Origin of the sequence: Winogradskyella psychrotolerans, assembly GCF_018860545.1 — a bacterium.
Taxonomy (GTDB): domain Bacteria; phylum Bacteroidota; class Bacteroidia; order Flavobacteriales; family Flavobacteriaceae; genus Winogradskyella; species Winogradskyella psychrotolerans_A.
The window spans coordinates 371,694-387,797 of the sequence record NZ_JAHKPN010000002.1 but is presented as its reverse complement, the minus strand read 5'-3'; the positions used below and the strand labels follow the sequence as shown (position 1 = coordinate 387,797).

At 33.1% G+C, this 16,104-nt stretch carries 20 protein-coding genes; 18 read left to right on the top strand and 2 right to left on the bottom strand.

From position 1 onward, the window contains the following. Positions 1–96: 96 nt before the first annotated feature. From KO515_RS01660 to KO515_RS01630, 7 genes are all read left to right on the top strand, one after another. The gene (locus KO515_RS01660) at positions 97–2,574 is read left to right on the top strand and encodes a TonB-dependent receptor (RefSeq protein WP_215934629.1); all 2,478 of its coding nucleotides are present in this window, start codon (positions 97–99) and stop codon (positions 2,572–2,574) included. 26 nt (positions 2,575–2,600) lie between these two features. Further along, the gene (locus KO515_RS01655) at positions 2,601–3,383 is read left to right on the top strand and encodes an alpha/beta fold hydrolase (RefSeq protein WP_215934628.1); all 783 of its coding nucleotides are present in this window, start codon (positions 2,601–2,603) and stop codon (positions 3,381–3,383) included. After that, entirely contained in the window at positions 3,376–4,146 is a 771-nt protein-coding gene (locus KO515_RS01650; RefSeq protein WP_215934627.1) for a 3-hydroxybutyrate dehydrogenase, read from the top strand. Before KO515_RS01655 ends, KO515_RS01650 begins: the two co-directional genes overlap by 8 nt. A 307-nt stretch (positions 4,147–4,453) precedes the next feature. After that, on the top strand, positions 4,454–5,296 hold the full coding sequence (locus KO515_RS01645) for a helix-turn-helix domain-containing protein (RefSeq protein ID WP_252723748.1): 843 nt from the start codon (positions 4,454–4,456) through the stop codon (positions 5,294–5,296). 90 nt (positions 5,297–5,386) lie between these two features. Beyond that, positions 5,387–5,539: a hypothetical protein gene (locus KO515_RS01640; RefSeq protein ID WP_215934626.1), complete on the top strand. Its 153-nt coding sequence runs from the start codon at positions 5,387–5,389 to the stop codon at positions 5,537–5,539. Positions 5,540–5,684: 145 nt separating this feature from the next. Then, on the top strand, positions 5,685–6,233 hold the full coding sequence (locus tag KO515_RS01635) for a carboxymuconolactone decarboxylase family protein (RefSeq protein ID WP_215934625.1): 549 nt from the start codon (positions 5,685–5,687) through the stop codon (positions 6,231–6,233). A 31-nt stretch (positions 6,234–6,264) separates the two neighbouring features. Continuing rightward, positions 6,265–6,648, top strand: coding sequence for a cupredoxin domain-containing protein (locus KO515_RS01630; RefSeq protein ID WP_215934624.1), 384 nt, complete (start codon positions 6,265–6,267; stop codon positions 6,646–6,648). Positions 6,649–6,719: 71 nt separating this feature from the next. Here KO515_RS01630 and KO515_RS01625 read toward each other — a convergent pair whose 3' ends face one another. After that, positions 6,720–7,055, bottom strand: a complete 336-nt coding sequence (locus tag KO515_RS01625; RefSeq protein WP_215934623.1) for a single-stranded DNA-binding protein — start codon at positions 7,053–7,055, stop codon at positions 6,720–6,722. A 225-nt stretch (positions 7,056–7,280) separates the two neighbouring features. Between KO515_RS01625 and KO515_RS01620 the strand changes: the two genes are divergently transcribed. From KO515_RS01620 to KO515_RS01580, 9 genes are all read left to right on the top strand, one after another. Further along, entirely contained in the window at positions 7,281–7,781 is a 501-nt protein-coding gene (locus KO515_RS01620) for a hypothetical protein (protein WP_215934622.1), read from the top strand. A gap of 637 nt (positions 7,782–8,418) precedes the next feature. Then, positions 8,419–8,763, top strand: a complete 345-nt coding sequence (locus KO515_RS01615; RefSeq protein WP_215934621.1) for a hypothetical protein — start codon at positions 8,419–8,421, stop codon at positions 8,761–8,763. A 167-nt stretch (positions 8,764–8,930) separates the two neighbouring features. Further along, complete coding sequence (locus tag KO515_RS01610; protein WP_215934620.1) at positions 8,931–9,413, top strand: hypothetical protein; 483 nt, start codon at positions 8,931–8,933, stop codon at positions 9,411–9,413. Between the two features lie 237 nt (positions 9,414–9,650). Continuing rightward, positions 9,651–10,364, top strand: coding sequence for a membrane or secreted protein (locus KO515_RS01605; protein ID WP_215934619.1), 714 nt, complete (start codon positions 9,651–9,653; stop codon positions 10,362–10,364). A 355-nt stretch (positions 10,365–10,719) separates the two neighbouring features. Continuing rightward, positions 10,720–11,256 (top strand): Hcp family type VI secretion system effector, encoded by a 537-nt coding sequence (locus KO515_RS01600; RefSeq protein ID WP_215934618.1) that lies wholly within the window; start codon positions 10,720–10,722, stop codon positions 11,254–11,256. A 151-nt stretch (positions 11,257–11,407) separates the two neighbouring features. Next, complete coding sequence (locus KO515_RS01595) at positions 11,408–12,337, top strand: hypothetical protein (protein WP_215934617.1); 930 nt, start codon at positions 11,408–11,410, stop codon at positions 12,335–12,337. 195 nt (positions 12,338–12,532) lie between these two features. Further along, the gene (locus tag KO515_RS01590) at positions 12,533–12,805 is read left to right on the top strand and encodes a hypothetical protein (RefSeq protein ID WP_215934616.1); all 273 of its coding nucleotides are present in this window, start codon (positions 12,533–12,535) and stop codon (positions 12,803–12,805) included. Positions 12,806–12,834: 29 nt separating this feature from the next. Further along, positions 12,835–13,479, top strand: coding sequence for a spermidine synthase (locus tag KO515_RS01585; protein WP_215934615.1), 645 nt, complete (start codon positions 12,835–12,837; stop codon positions 13,477–13,479). A gap of 40 nt (positions 13,480–13,519) precedes the next feature. Next, on the top strand, positions 13,520–13,870 hold the full coding sequence (locus tag KO515_RS01580; RefSeq protein WP_215934614.1) for a hypothetical protein: 351 nt from the start codon (positions 13,520–13,522) through the stop codon (positions 13,868–13,870). On the opposite strand, the gene KO515_RS01575 is transcribed toward KO515_RS01580, so the two are convergent. Then, entirely contained in the window at positions 13,867–14,352 is a 486-nt protein-coding gene (locus KO515_RS01575; RefSeq protein WP_215934613.1) for a CBS domain-containing protein, read from the bottom strand. The genes KO515_RS01580 and KO515_RS01575 overlap by 4 nt on opposite strands. Positions 14,353–14,474: 122 nt before the next feature. Here KO515_RS01575 and KO515_RS01570 point away from each other — a divergent pair, with 122 nt between their 5' ends. Together KO515_RS01570 and KO515_RS01565 are read left to right on the top strand one after the other, a co-directional pair. Then, positions 14,475–15,284, top strand: a complete 810-nt coding sequence (locus KO515_RS01570) for an NAD(P)H-binding protein (RefSeq protein ID WP_252723747.1) — start codon at positions 14,475–14,477, stop codon at positions 15,282–15,284. Positions 15,285–15,377: 93 nt separating this feature from the next. Then, positions 15,378–16,094, top strand: coding sequence for a hypothetical protein (locus KO515_RS01565; RefSeq protein ID WP_215934612.1), 717 nt, complete (start codon positions 15,378–15,380; stop codon positions 16,092–16,094). Positions 16,095–16,104: the final 10 nt, after the last annotated feature.

Sequence of the window (16,104 nt, the reverse complement as noted above, 5' to 3'; positions counted from 1 at the left end):
AAAAGTCACACTAATAAGCTTGTCAATTTAGCAATGTTGAGTTTAAATTTCATAATAGATTGCCACTCAAACTAACTTAATCAATAGTCTCTAATTATGAAAAACTTATTTTTTTTATTAACCCTCATTAGTTCTTTTATAGTGACTGCTCAAGAAACGGGTAGCATTAAAGGAATAATTTCTGAAGAAAGTGGCATGCCATTATCTGGTGCTACCGTACATATTAAAGCCTTAGACAAAGGAACAATTACCGATTACGATGGTAAATTTACACTAGATAACATTGCTGAAGGCACCTATGACATTTCGGTTTCTTATGTTGGATACGGCACATCAACGACAAGTATTTCGGTGACGGGCGGAAATGCAACCACCTTAAATATTACTTTAAATGAATCTAATAGCGTATTAGACGAAGTGGTATTAACAGCCAACAAGCAACCACAAAAAATCACAGATGTTCCAGCAACTGTTAATGTCATTTCGGCTAAAGATATCGAAGAATTCCCAAGTTTTAATATTGGTGAATTAGCGGCTAGACAAAAAGGAGTTGATTTTGTAAGAAGTGGTGTTTTGGGTACAGGCATTAACATTAGAGGATTCAACTCGGCCTTCAACTCTAAAAATTTACAAGTTACAGACGATAGGTTATCGACATTAATTGCAACCGGCTTGCCAATGGGCTCATTCTCTACAGTGACCAAAGACGACATTGCACGTGTTGAAATATTACTAGGCCCTAACGGAACCCTTTACGGACCTAATGCACACAACGGCTTAGTAAGTACCATTACTAAAAACCCCAGACAGTCTGAAGGGACGACTGTAGCCTTAGGATTTGGTAACCAAAGTGTTTTTACAACACGACTAAGACATGCTGAAGCCATCAATGAAAAATTTGCTTATAAGTTTCATTTTGAACATTCTCAAGGTAAGGAATTCAATTATGTAGACAGTGTTTACGTTGGCACAAATGCATACAAAGAATTAGATTTAGATCGCGATTTTGAATCTTCAAAATATGGTGCTTCTTTATATTACAAGCCTACAAAAGCTTCAGAGCTTATTGGGTATTATGGCCATAGTAATAATAATAATATTGGTATAACAAGTGCTGGACGAAATCAAATAAAAGATTGGACTATTGATGTGGCACAATTAAAATTTGTATCAAAGCATTTTTTTGCCAACACCTATTATACCTGGAGTAAAACAGAAGACACCTATGCCATGAACCAAAGAACACAAAATTATGTGTCGTTTATAGAAAATGGGTTTTCTGAAGCTGAAGCGCGCGAACGGTCGTATACAGAACAATGGTTTCAATTTGGTCCTAACCAAGGTGATGGCATTCCATTACAGCGTGGTGCCCTTTTTAAAGATGACTCACAACGTTTTAATGCGGAAGCACAATACAATAATAATTGGGACAAACTGTATGTTACTTTAGGAGCGCAATACCAATTAGACATGGCAGATTCTAAAGGCACTTATCTTTTTGATGAAGACGGCATTGATTTAGGTCAAACAGGAATTTACACACAATTAGAATATAAATTAGACGATTCTGGATGGGGATTTTTATTAGGTGGACGCTATGATAATCACGATTTATATGGTTCTAACTTCATCCCAAAAGTGGCCGTTACTAAAAAAGTAAATAACGGAACCTTTAGAGTAACTTACGGAAAAGGAATTGCTGTTCCTTCCATCTTAAACCTAAAAGGAAACCTGTTTGGTGGATTAGTGATAGGAAATGGTGAAGGATTTACATTAACTGATGGCACTAAAATTCCGAGATTAGATGTAGAAACCATTAATTCTTATGAAATTGGGTACAAAGGTCAATTATCAGAAAAATTATTTATTGATGTTAATGCTTACTATAACCAATCGGATAATTTTATAAGTCCATTAGTAAATGTCGCCGATGCTGCAAATGGAAATAATGTCACTCATGTGGGTAACACTCCAATTGGAGATCTTGTAGAAGGTTCTGATGGCTCGTTTGTTTTAACCTATTTAAACTTTGGTCATGTAGATACCTATGGTGCTGATATTGGATTAAATTATTATTTCAGCAACAACTTTAGAACGACTGTTAACTATTCGTACTTCGGTCGTAACTTAGATACAGATGACCTTGCCAATGACGGAAATTTAGACGGACAAGTTTTAGAAAGTGAATTACCGATTAATACCCCAAATCACAAATTTAGCGTTGGTTTTCATTATAACAAAGGAAAGTTTTATGGGGCGCTTTACGGACGTTTTGTTGAAAAATACGATTTCTTCTCGGGTATAAACGTCGCGGCAGAAACACAAGATCAAGATGGAGATGGTGTAAATGAAATTGTTGAAAACGCCCAAGTCGGAAGAACTTGGAATTACGGGCAATTAGGAGGTTTTACTATAGATGCCAATGCAGGCTACAACGTTACGGACCAATTATCAATGGGACTAAGCATCACCAACTTATTAAATGCTAAAAACAGAGAGTTTGTTGCCTCTCCAATTATAGAAACCTTAGTTTCTTTTGAATTAAAGTACCAATTCAGTCTTAAACAAAAGTAGACCTCTGTAAACTAAGTTTCTAAGACATGTTAAAAATTCAAGTGAACGATATAGAACTAGATTATGAAGATCACGGCAAAGGGAAAGTTCTTCTGCTACTTCATGGCCTAGGATCCACTAAAAAAGATTGGGACGCACAAGTCCCTTTCTTTTTAAAAACCCATCGTGTTATTGCTGTAGATTTACGAGGTCATGGAGCCTCTACAAAGCCTCAAGATGCATATAGTGTAGCACTAATGACCGAAGACGTAAAGCAACTATTAGACCAACTCCATATTAAAAAAGTAACCATTGTTGGTTTTTCAATGGGAGGAGCAGTCGCTTTTGAAATGGCCGCAAAACATCCTGAGTATTTAGAGAATTTAGTGATTGTAAATTCTGGCCCAGATTTTAATGATATGGGCAAAATTGGAGAAGATCTTTTAAACAACCGAACTAAATATCTTGAAACTAAAGGAATAGTTGCTTTGGCAAAAGAGATTTCATTTAATATGTTTCCAGAAGATCATCAAGTCGCTTTGAGACATGAATTTGAAGCACGCTGTAAAACCAATGATTACAATGCGTATTACAAATCGTTTGTCACTCTGATGGATTGGGGTTTAGGAGACCGAATTAAAGATATAAAAACGAGAACCTTAGTTGTGGGTTCAGATATGGATTATACTCCTGTTTCTTTTAAAGCAGACTATGTAAAACGAATGCAAAACGCTTCATTAGTTGTAATTAAAAACTCTAGACATGGCGTTGTTATTGATCAACCAGACGCTTTCAATTTAGAACTTCAAAAATTTTTAAATCATGAGTAAAACCGTTCTTATCACAGGAAGCACTAGCGGAATTGGTTTAGGCATCGCACATCAGTTTGCCAAAGAAGGTTATAATATTATGTTTCATGGTTTAGAACCCAACGGACAAGATATTGCTAATGATGTCGCAAAAAAACACGATATTAAAGTCGGGTTTTCTAATGCTAATTTATTACAATCCGAAGCGATTGAGAATTTAGTAAACGAAACAATAGATACCTTTGGGAGTTTGCATGTTTTAGTTAATAATGCAGGTATTCAATTTGTGTCTCCTATTGAAGACTTTCCAAATAAGAAATATGAAAACATTATTGACATAAACATGAATGCTGTGTTCTACGCGTCAAAAGCCGCATGGAAACAGATGAAAACCCAAAACTTTGGTCGCATTATCAATGTGTCTTCCGTACATGGCATTAGAGCTTCAGAATTTAAATCGGCTTATGTTACAGCAAAACATGGAGTTATAGGGATGACCAAAGTGATGGCCTTAGAAGGAGCGCCGTTTAATATTACTTGTAATGCGATTTGTCCTGGTTATGTAAAAACACCTTTGGTTATTGGTCAGATAAAAGATCAAGCCAAAGCGCACAACATGACGGAAGAAGACGTTGTAGAAAAAGTAATGCTAAAGAAACAAGCTGTAAAACAATTTGTACCACTTGAAGCTATTGCAGATATGGCGATTTTATTAGCTAAAGACAGTTCCACAACCATTACAGGCACCTCCTTTGTTTTAGATGGAGGCTGGAGTGCGCAGTAAGAGGTTTAGATGGTTAGATGGTTAGATGGTTAGATGGTTAGATGGTTAGATGGTTAGATGGTTAGATGGAAAATTTTGTTTCTATAAAAAATGGCAAATAATTTTTGTCCTTAAAATAAATTGATAATTACAGTATGTGTTTCTTAAAATCTGCTATTTAAGAAATCATACTTTATTTAAAATTAGGCATCAGAAAATTTTTAAGTGTTAGTCAAAAATCTGATGCCTTTTTTATGACATATCAGGCAAACACGTAACTAAATTTCTTTTTTTGTAATTTTTAATCCACTTATCAGACTTAGTGGTTATGACTCATACTTTTAAAGAATTTTCTACAAACGCCATTTTCAATATTGGAAATGAAACAAATTTATATTCCTTTAATACAGCCAAACAATGTGAGTTATACACGTTTATTTGGGCGAAATCTGAAGCTATAGACTTAACTATTGACAGCGTTCCGTTTACGATTCCGCCACATAGCATCTTAGCATTAACGCCTATTCAATATCTGCAATATAATGGAGGTAATGACCTTATAATGTATCAATTTAATAGTGAGTTTTACTGCATTAAAGATCATGATCAAGAAGTGAGTTGTGTTGGTATTCTCTTTTTTGGAAATACTAATATTCCAATGATTCATTTAGATAAAGCCGAGCAACAAAAATATGATACGCTTCATGACGTTTTTATAGACGAATTGGAAACTGAAGACAACATACAAGCCGAAATGCTTCGAATGTTAATGGCAAGATTTATTATAAAGAGTACACGTTTATTAAAAGCTAAAGAAAGCATTATAGAATCTCCAAAAAGTTCTAAAGTCGATTTACTCCGAGAATTTAATTTTCTAGTAGAACAACATTTTAAAACAGAACACAGTGTCGCGTTTTATGCTGAAAAATTATTTAGGTCACCCAAAACCCTATCTAATAATTTTGCCAAACTCAACAGAAGCCCATTACAAATTATACACAACCGTATTGTATTAGAAACACAACGTCAATTAGTCTACACCGATAAAACAGCAAAAGAAATTGCCTACGATATTGGTTTTGAAGACGCCTCACATTTAAGCCGTTTATTCAAAAAGAGCACCTCCATGTCACCTTCAGACTACAAAAAACGCTTAAAAACCTCGCGTTAGGAAAAATTGACAAGCCTAAGGGCAATTTCTTCATTTTATAGCATCCCCTTTCCTCGCATCTTTGCATTGTAATATTAAAACAAGAACAAGATGAAACTAAAAATCAAATCCATATTCAATCTCATAGAGATATTTACAAACAATCCAAAGAAAATAGCAAACACTATTAGCACAGAAATGCATTGTGATCAAAATCATATTCATGATTATTACTGTGATGCCGAAAAGCCATTTATAGGCTAAAAACCACCAAGGGAAAAAATGACATGTTAAAAGGAATTTCACACATTCTTTACAGCTGTATTCTATCTCAACTTTGTACCAACAAAAAAAATCAAAAGATATACTATAAACACCTGAATACATTTCAGGATAAACAATTAAAATTATGACTACATTTAATGTGCCTTCCAGAGAAGACGTAAGTACTACCAACCAAGCCATTTTCGATAACCTAAATAAAGCTTTAGGATTTGTACCAAACTTATTTGCAACCTATGCCCATAGTGATACTGCATTAGAAAATTACTTAACATTTACTAACGCAAAAACATCCTTATCTGCTAAAGAAAAAGAAGTTGTAAATCTTGCTGTGAGTGAAGTAAACGATTGTGTTTATTGTCTTTCTGCACACACTGCCATTGGAAAAATGAACGGCTTTACAGACCAACAAATATTAGAATTGAGAGCTGGATATTCTACTGTAAACGACAAAATAGATGCGTTAGCTAAATTGGCTAAAAACATTACGGAAAACAGAGGTAAAACAGACGCAACAGTATTAGAACATTTCTTTAATGTTGGGTATACCAAAGGCAATTTAATAGATACTATTGCTTTAGTTGGTGACAAAACAATTTCTAATTATGTACATAGTACGACGCAAGTCCCTGTAGATTTCCCAGTAGCACAACCTTTAGTATTAGAAACTATATAATTTAAAACAACACCTCACAAAATTTAAAAAGATGAAAAAAATTATCACAATTATCGTGCTTGTATTAACCTTTACATTAACAGGACAGGCGCAAGACCACATGAAAACTAAAGCAACAACTGTGACTTTAGAACAAACCACAGGTGCCTTTACTCAGGAATCATTAACCTTAGAAGAAGGAGATTACATTTTTGAAATTGCGAATAACAATGTTGGCCACCAAGTTGGTTTTGTATTAGTCCCAAAAGGAGCAGATGTGTCTCAACCAGAAAACCATATTAAAACGGCATATGTCACTAAAGCTGTAGAGAATAACACGTCGGAATCTAGTAATATTACGACATTAGCAAAAGGAGAATATGTGTATTTCTGTCCTTTAAATCCAACACCACAATACACGCTAACCGTAAAATAAATTGCGTACGAACCAATATAAAAAGAGCAACCTATTGGGCTGCTCTTTTTAGTTTTATATCTAAATAAATGTTATTTATTTCCAAGCATTAAAAGCTCGCTACAAACCACCTCGGTGATATAACGTTTTATGCCATCTTTATCTTCCCAAGATCTTGAGGTTAGCTTCCCTTCTATGGCTACTTCTTTGCCTTTAGTAATAAATTTTTCTACAATCTGAGCCGTTTTCCCCCAAGCAACAACATTATGCCATTGTGTGTCTGTGACCTTTTCACCTTGTGCATTTTTATAACTATCGTTAGTAGCGATAGAAAATTTAGCTAAGATTTTACCGGATTCAAAATTGGTGATTTCTGGGTCTTGTCCTAAGTTACCAATCAACTGTACTTTGTTTTTAAGTGTGTTCATAATTTCTAATTTTTAATGGTTAAACAGTTAATACTATCGAGTTCTAATGTTTCGACACTGCAAAGATGTAGAGGCTTGCAAATATTATTCGGTAGTTACCTACTTACATTCGTTTGTAATTAATTGTTTTCGTTTGTAAATGGCTAATAGTTGATTATGATTAGGGTTGCTGTGTTTTTAAAATCATAGATATATTGCGTATATTTAGGTGTTAGCAAACATTAGATGAAAAACCTGATAATCATATTAATCTTCGGAATAGGATTTAACAATGTCAATGCACAATCGACTGAATTGAAAAAAGGTCTAGTTAAAAAAGTTGACACTATTTCCTTCAAGAGTAATGGTTTTAATAATTATCGTGAAATTATTCTATTGAATAATGACGAATTTATCAAAATAGATAATTACGTTAGTGATTATGGAGGAAAAAGCACTTTTAAAAAATACTATGGAAAATTTAATCTAACCGATTCAATTCTGACACTCAAGCCAAAGGAAATTGAATTAAAAACCTATACAGGAAATCCCGAACGAAAAACATTAAAAGAAAAAATTGATTATAAGTCAGATTCGGAATTTAAAATAACAACAGTTTTTGTGCTAAAAACACATAACGATATACAATATTTGATACCAAAAGAATATGCTTTAGATAATTTACAATTCGAAAAAATTTCAAGAAGAACACTTGTATTCTTATTTAAAAGACCCTTATCAAATTAGTGCGATGGACTTAATGGAAAAAATAACGTTTGCTAACACCGTGTATAATTAATCGCTAGGTTCTTGCCTACTTGCGAAAATTCCTGCGGAATTTCCACGGGTTCGTTATAGTTTACTAACTTAGTTGCTTAACCACGCAACTAACCATAGTGCATTTGAGAAAACTCTCGGAACACATCAAATAACAAGTATTGAGTAAAATTTATGGATAGAAAAAAGATAATTTATTTGATAATAGTCGTTAGTATTATTTGCTTAATTTTCTCTGTTAAAGTGAACATAAACACCTATCAAGATTATATGCAATCAACTGGAAAAACAAGAGCATTATTTGGATTGTCGGAATTGAAATTTAGCTATAAGTATTATTTCGGAATTATATCTTTAATTGTCTTTATAATTTCAGCCAACTATTTAAGAAAAAAAGAAAATAGATTATTGGTATCCATTGCTATGTTAATTTCTATTCTAGCAATGATTATCTCATTTTTTAGAGTTTGGAGAATATGTATTTAAAATACGATATTTTATCTTCAAATGTCGGAAAATTTGTGGAAGACAGTTGGAAAAGTTAAACGATTGTACTCATTAGATTTAGCGACAATCCCAAGTGAATAAATACCATATACTACCCGAATTGAAAACAACTGAATTTTTAAAAATAAAGACAAATTATCTCGGAATTGGAATTAGGTCAATTCTTTTTTTCGGGATTCTGATACTTCTGATTTTGATTGAGGTAATTGCTTTTTTCCTAATATTTGGTTCAGGAGCTGGTGCAAGTCGAATTTCGGAATTGTGGTACGTTGATTTTATTTTGAATTATTTACCGATTATACTCGTTGGTGGATTTTTGGTTTATAAAATAATAAAAGAACATGGTAGACAAGAATATACAAAATTCAAAACAAATTTAATTGCACTTTTAATTTTGATTTTTCTATTCTCATTCAGAAATCAACTCGAACATCTGATTTTCTAAAATTGGAAATAAAAAACGTGTGCCATCAACATAGTTCCCAAGTGTAAATTCAGCTTATTATACAATAAATGCTATATATCAAATTCAAAATACAAGACGATTCAAAGTATAACGATTTTAAAAGACTGTATGACCATATGGTCAGGGTAAGACAACCTAATTTTAAAATGGAAGACGAAGAACCACCTGAATTTGATTGGGATCATATGACCACCGAAGAGATCGAAGCCGCTACAGATACACTACTCGATTATTGCGAACGCGATACATTAGACTTTATGAGGTTCCAGAAACTCATACCACACTATGCTAGCGTGTTTATACAAAGCTTTTATAAACAAGACCGCAATAACGTTGAGATCCTCAGTAAAGAGGATTCAAATGCCATTCTAAATTATTTAGAATACGGATTTGAGATCGATCTAGATAATCTTCAAAATTTTAAGAACAACCTTTCTATTGTAGAGTTTTCAACTGGAAATTATCCTTTTGGAGGTTTAGAGCGTTTTATAATGGCACTACGCGCCTTTGATTTAATACCACTTGAATGCTTTGATGGATTTTCAGCATCGCGACTAAATTGGACCTCAGCGTTTGAATATAACAGCACTCCTTTACCAGATAAAAAACAAGGTGTTTTTCGGCGTTGAAAGCTTTCTTTATGCGGCATTAGTATTGTTTAAAGAATCGCTAAATTGCATACAGCAGAAAATGAGCTAGCCAAAGAAGTCCTAAAACAATAGTATCCAACTTATAACATATTAAGGAAGATCTGTTGCTAAATTCACGCAATGAGCATGTTGCTCATTTAATATTCCATATTTATTCCTTAAATTTAGTACACAATTATTAGCTTTCAATAAAGGCAACTTTAAACATATTGCATCATGAAAAAATTAATAGGATTACTTATTTGTACGCTAATTTCATTGGGTATTGAAGCTCAAAGCATCGTTGGAGCTTGGGAAAATTATACAACACCAGAAAATGGAGACCAATTAAAAACCGTGGTTATTTTTACGGAAAGCTATCAGGTCGCTACAACCTACGATGCAACAACAGGAAAATTTATACACAGTAATGGTGGCTCTTGGAGCCTAAAAGGAGATATGTTAACCGAAACCGTAGAATTCGATTCCGATAATTCTAAACGCGTTGGCACTAAAATTAGTTTTAAAGTTTCTATTACTGAGACCACAATTGAAATGATAGATAGTGACTTAAAATTTAATAGAATAGATAATGGTGAACCAGGGAAATTACAAGGCGCTTGGCTAATGTCTGGTAGAGTAAGAAACGGTGAAACACAAACACGAGATACCAGCAGACCAAGAAAAACCATGAAAATATTATCTGGAACCCGTTTTCAATGGATTGCCTATAACACAGAAACAAAACAATTTATGGGAACAGGCGGCGGCACCTACACCACCATAAATGGAGAATACACCGAGAACATAGAATTCTTTTCAAAGGATGATTCTAGAGCCGGTGCGTCTTTAAAATTTAATTATAAACTAACTGATGGAGACTGGAACCACACCGGGTTTTCTAGCAAAGGAGATCCACTAAACGAAATTTGGAGTTTAAGAGAGCAATAAATAACAAGGTCATATCTTAGAATGAAAAAAATTAAACGTCGCACTGCTATTTCCTATGGTAGGATAACGTTTTAATCCCATCATGTTATAGCTAGCGCTGTTACATTCATACTTCTACACTTTATTTTCTGTCGAGATAGAAAATACCATCTACACATAAAAAATCACCATTTACTAGAATAAAGGTGCCATCCACTCAAAACTTCCTGAATTCTCACAACAATTTAGTAAGTTTAACCCAAACAATACCAAATACTTACAACTAATCAAAATAAAATTACACGTGTCTGCTAACTGTATTTTAAAGTTAGATTTTGTACTAATTATCAACAGAATTATAAAAAATGAAATTATCATGAAAACAATCCAAATAGTAATTGTCAGTTTATTTTTATTTTCAATACCAGTAAACGCTCAGAGTACACAAGAAGATCCCATGACTTCAAAAAACACCATTGGTTACCTCAAGATTGGTGACATAGAAGGAGAATCAAAAACAAAATTTTATGAAGATCAAATAGAGATTTTTGGATTGGCCTCTTTAATTGAACTAGAAAATAAAACAGGAACAGGAAGAGCTAGAGCAACAGCTGCGGTATCTCCAATAACTCTAGTAAAAAAGATTGATGCCGCAACACCTTATTTAATGTTGGCAAATTTACAAGGTAAATCGTATAGTGATGCAGATATAACTTTAGTAAAGTCTGTCAATAAGGTACAGAAAGGCTACTTTATCATTTCACTTAAAAATCTTGTGATTAGCAAACATCAAATAGATGCTAGCTCTGATCGTCAAGAAATTATTTCTTTAACTTTTGAAAAAATTACAATCAAATACATTGAAGCTAAAGGCCAACATGAAGTAACATTTGATAATAGTGAGCGTTCTTAAATAGTAGTCTAGAATAATTTACGTCGTATTACATACATTACATTTTGTATTACAGCCTTCCCTTATAATGCCATTCTAACTTGAAAGAGGAAAGGTTTGAGCTATTTTTCGAATTAAAATAGAAAACGTTATTTACATACAAAACGACGCTATGTTATACATAAAACAATTTTTAGCACTATTAGTCATTGCTAGTATCACCATGACTTGTAAAAACAAGGAACGCAAAAAGCAAGAATGCGTTACAGAAACAACCGTTAAAGACATTATAGACGAGGACTACGAATTACACAAATCCTCTCAAAACGCAAACGCCGTATTAGTGCTGTTTGGTGGTTTTCCTGAAACTGCCAAAGACATCAAACGCGAATTTAAAATACTAGAAAGCGCAAAAGACCACAACATTTCAGTCTTGTATATGAACTATAGCCGAAAAATATGGCTAGAGCAGAATGAACTATCCCAATTATCAGAACAGCTTCAGCATATTTTTAAAGCAAATACATTACCCTCTGATAATGTTTACATTGGTGGATTTTCAAGTGGAGGCAATGTGACGCTTTTACTTAGTGATTTTATGACCAATCTACCGTCTACTATCATTCCTAAAGGTGTTTTTATAGTCGATTCTCCTGTAGATTTAGTCGCGTTGTACAATACTGCTCAGAAAAATGTAGAACGTCATTTTTCAGATTCTGCTGTGGAAGAAAGCACGTGGCTACTTGAAACTTTAGGTACTAAATTTGGAAATCCAAACGATAGTATTTCTAGTTATGAGAAATATGCTGTTTTTACTTCTAAAACCAATAACATCAACACTATCAAAAACTTAAAGCACACAAAAGTTAGACTCTATACGGAGCCAGATACACTTTGGTGGAATGAAAATACCATGGCAAAATATGAGGACTTAAATGCCTTTTACATAAAAAAGCTCTCAGAAACTTTGCAAACCTTGCAATTTAAAGATGTAGCCTACATAGCAACTAAAGATAAAGGCTATCGCTCTAATGGAGATAGACATCCCCATAGTTGGGCCATTGTGGATATTCAAGACTTAATAGATTGGATGTTGAAATAATACGTATATAAACTAAAAACAAATCAATACGTTTTATATCAGCTTTTTAAATAATTATTTGGTGTACTCTAGAAAAATTGAACCTTATCCTTAGCACGCTTCTTGTGTGTAAATTGGCAGAATTGGTATTTATTTTTTAATTTAGTATACTTTAAAGCCATCAATCTTCGATTGCTAAGGACTAAAATACCACTCATGAAAACTAATTTATCAAACATAAAGACAGAAATAGAAAACTATACCAGTACATCTAATTTAACAGAGCTTCAAGTTGTTGAAAAACTGAAAGATTATTACTTCAATAAGAAAGTCAATGAAAATTTAAAGCTCTATAAGAAAGGGAAGAAAAAAGTGAGTGAGGTTACCAAAGACTTAAAAATCTCTCCGCGTAAATTTTACGCTATTCTAGAAAAGAAAAAGATAAGCTATACCAAATACAACAAAAATAAAGACGCAGAGCAGGACTAACATCACGAAATAAACCTACCTTAGTAACTATGAAGCAACTGCTCAGTTACATTTATCCTGTTACCAAAAAGATTAATTCAGAATACAGCGGAACACTAGAAATTACATGGTATAACGGGAAAAAACATCTCAATTCTAAAAATGCCAATTATAGTTATGGTTCCTTACAGCGCATATTAAAATATGGATTAGAAAAAATTGAACTGTCTAAAATCAATTCTATCTTAGTTTTAGGCATGGGAGGCGGAAGTGTTATTCAAACACTACGCACTGATTTTAATTACAATAACACTATTGAAGCCGTAGAATTAGATCCTGTTATTATAGACATTGCAAAATCAGAATTTGGAATTGAAGAGAATCAACATCTAAAAATTCATTGTGCAGATGCTTTTAATTTTGTGGAAGACAACATCAAAGTATTCGACTTAATTATCATTGATCTTTACATCGATCTTTCGGTTCCTGATAAATTTTTAAGCACAGCATTTTGGGATCATGTGCTCACATCAAAATCTTCAAAAGGCACACTACTTTTTAATGCTTCGGTAAAGGAATTTGATTTAGACAAAGTTAAAACTTTAGTCAGCTACCTTAGAACAAAAGTTTATAAGGTAGACGTCTATGAAAAAGTAAATAATACCAATACTGTTATCATTACGAGTTCTTTATAACGTTATAAATTACTATATTGTAAGGACTTAATTTAAAGTTATGCGGAAAAAATGTCCAGAATGTGGTGATGTAATCGTCGGCAGAATAGATAAAAAATACTGTAGTGATGGCTGTAGAAACACACAAAATAACCGCCTAAATAAAGATTCCAAAAACTTAATTAGAAATACAAATAACCGATTAAGAAAAAATTACAGAATCTTAGAGGCGCTCAATCCCAATAAAAAAATGAAATGCTCTAGAGCCAAAATGATTGAGAAAGGTTTTGACTTTAATTATTTCACAAGTATATATACGACCAAAGCTGGCACTATTTATTATTTTGTATACGACCAAGGTTACTTACCTCTCGAAGGAGAGTATTATGCTTTAGTAAAGCGCGACGATTAAGAACCTCGTTTGGTGGTGCTATTCCAATTTTCTCCTTTTAATTCTAATGCTGCTATTAAAATATCCTTTTGGCTAATTTGCCCAATAAGTTTTCCGTTTTCTACAATTGGAAACCGCCTCCTTTTAGATTTTAAGAACTTATTTGCTGCATCAAACACGTCCATATTGCCATCAATAGTTTCTACATCTCTTGCCATACGTTTATCAACCGTATCGTGCTCTAAAGGCATGTTGTAATATCTGCTTTCACTTAATTGTTTTAAGCAGTCTCCTTCAGAAATAATCCCAATTAATTCTTGATTTTCATTTACCACAGGTCCACCCGAAATTTTATTTGTAATTAAAGCCTTTACAACTTCTTGAACCGATTGAGTTGGTCTAAACGTTATAAGTTTTGTAGACATATAATCTTTTACTTTTAACTGTACTGAGTCCGTAGCATTTTGCTGCTTACGCGCTCCCTGAAAACTTTTTATTGCCATAACGTTAATGATTTTTAAGGGTTAGAGATAACTAAAAATACTGAAAATTAACCACTTAAAAAAATCAAAACACTAGAGCATATAAATTCCGTATTTTTAACCTTAATATTTTTCTGTTCGTTTTGAAAACACAAATAAGCATTATGGGCTGTGGTTGGTTAGGCTTGCCTTTAGCCCAAAAATTAGTTAATGAAGACTATATCGTCAATGGTTCTACAACCTCAACGGATAAGTTAGAAGCATTGCAAAAGCAGCGCATAAATCCGTTTTTAGTCACCTTAACTGAAACCTCTATTTCTGGCTCATATTCTCAATTTTTAACAGGAAGTGATACCGTGATCATTAATATTCCACCAGGATTAAGAAAAAAACCGACTAAAAATCATGTTGAAGAGATAAGACATTTTATGTACGAAATTGAAAAGCATAAAATAAAAAATGTACTTTATATCAGCTCTACTTCAGTATTTGAGAACACAGTAAATTTCCCGGTTATCACAGCTAAAACCCACCCAAATGCTAGTTCAGAAAGTGGAAAACAACTCATAGCCATAGAAGAAATGCTTCAGGCTAATTCTAATTTTAAAACTACTATTTTACGTTTTGGTGGCTTGTTCGATAAAACGCGTCATCCTTCAACATTTTTATCGGGAAAAACTAACATTTCCAATCCTGAAGCCCCCATTAATTTAATCCACAAAACAGATTGTATAGCGATTATAAGTGCTATTCTGAACAATGACTTTTGGAATGTAACCTTAAACGCAGCTCATCCTGCACATCCCAATAAAAAAGCTTATTATGAAAGCTATTGTGAACGCCATAATTTACCACTTCCAAAATTTAATTCATCAGAAGACAGCAAAGGTAAAATTATAGAAAGTAAAATTATGGTACAACTTTTGAATTACAAGTTTAAAGAGGTACCATAGAAATTAATAGATTTTTAAGACCGTTTCTTATTAATTTTTATAGTTTTAGCCCTTTAAAGATAAAATAATTAAAGAACAATAAATTAAGAACAAATGAAGACGATTACAATTGCCATACTTATGTTATTTTCAGTAGGTGTATTTGCACAGACTGATACAGCGTTAAAAGCACATTTTGAAGCGTATTACAAGCAAATGAAAAAGCAAGGTGATAAACAAGGTGTTATTAATGCTATGACACACCTCGATGTTTTGGAGCCTTCTGTAGCAAGAAAAGACACTTTAGCATACATCTACCTTTCTGAAGGACAATATATGCAAGCTTTAAATACTATTGGTGTAGATAAAAACGCTACCGATTCTGATATGAATGTAGAAGTTAAAGCCTTAGCATTAAAAAACCTAAATCAAGTTGCTATGGCATTAGAGCATTTTGAAGTACTTTACAAACGTAATCCAAATCCTTATTTAGCTTACGAAATAGCTGATATGAAAATTCAGACTAACGATTTAGCAGGCGCGCGATTGAATATAGATTACGCTATGGCTAATGTTACAGACGACATGAAGCGTGCATTTTACGAAAAGCAACAACCTTACGAAACGTCTTTGAAAGCAGCTTTAACTTATTTAAAAGGGCTGTTAACTTTTACAGAAAATAAAACAGCTAACATGGATGCTGCTCTAAAATTAATGAATGATGCTTTAGCTATTGATCCTAATTTTAATTTAGCAAAGATTAGCAGAGAAGCATTAGAAGCTCAAAAAGCACAACGTGCACAACAAGCAGCAGCTGAGAAAAAAGGCTAAAACATTTCCA